Annotated in this window: 1 protein-coding gene; it reads right to left on the minus strand. The window is 62.4% G+C overall.

The annotated features are described in order from the left end of the window. Window positions 1-337 precede the first annotated feature (337 nt). Window positions 338-748 (minus strand): hypothetical protein, encoded by a 411-nt coding sequence (locus tag ACFPZI_RS03815; RefSeq protein WP_381358170.1) that lies wholly within the window; start codon window positions 746-748, stop codon window positions 338-340. Between the last annotated feature and the right edge of the window lie 324 nt (window positions 749-1,072).

Raw genomic sequence — 1,072 nt, forward strand, 5'->3', positions numbered from 1 at the left:
GAGCTTGCTCCGGAAGGCCCTGTGCTCGCGAGACCGCGGGATCGCGACGCGGTGGGCGCGGACGGTTTCGAACCGCCGACATCCTGCTTGTAAGGCAGTAGGACTAGCCAAGACACTAGACCAGGACATTCGCTCTGGTCAACAACTCCCAGCAAGACCAGGCAACTTGACATGGAATCCCTACTGAAGTTGCTTCCAGGACATGAGCAAGAGGAAGCCCCCTGGCAGACTTCACCAGGGGGCCATGCCATCGGAGTGACCTACCGTTCTGCCAGCCACCGGATCAAGAGACCGCCGGCAGTCCAGATAGCCATGGTGCAGAGGATCAGGGTGACGGTCATACGTCACCCCAGGAGTGACAGGCGTCGTTGACGTGCGTTCCCCGGTGACCGGCGGGGAGGTTGCACTGTCCGAGCTGCCATGCCCCCTCCGGGACAGCCGGCACCGCTTCACACTCTGAGGTCCGATGCTCAGCGACACGCACTGCGGCCCTGGCCGACTGAGCCAGGAAGAAGAGTGCCCTTGCCAGTTCATCCTTGGTCACCGCCCTGTCCTCTGCCACGGACAGGGCCCTGTCAGCATCCATCCTGGCAACCGACAGAACGGACTCTTCCCAGGACTGCACCTTCCTGGTCTCAGAGGTCCGGGGGATCAGGAGAGCCCTCTGTAGAAGCCTCTCAATCCTGCCCCCTGCCTCACAGATGACAGTCTTCCCCGGCTCTGCCTGTCCGTCTGGGATGATGCTCATGGTCCCTACCTCCATAGGGGCAAGGGTCGGTAGGTGAGTCGCTAGCTCCCTGCCGGCCCGTCCTTTGTAGCTCACTCTGTAGCAAGCTATTCGCGGATAGCGAGCATAGCGCGGGTGCGGCAGATAGTGCAGTAGCCGAGCATGATCCGCATGGATGCAGCACAGCCACCGTGGCGACGCGTTGCCACTGCACTTGAGCAGCGGATAGCCGACGGCACCTACGCCCCAGGGTCACGCCTCCCCGGTGCCGTGCCCCTGGGTGCAATGCCGTTCAGTTAAGCGGTAGAGGCGAGTCTGATCGTGGCTGGACTGCTGTGTCGAGTT

Origin of the sequence: Streptomyces chlorus, from assembly GCF_042655885.1 — a bacterium.
Taxonomy (GTDB): domain Bacteria; phylum Actinomycetota; class Actinomycetes; order Streptomycetales; family Streptomycetaceae; genus Streptomyces; species Streptomyces chlorus.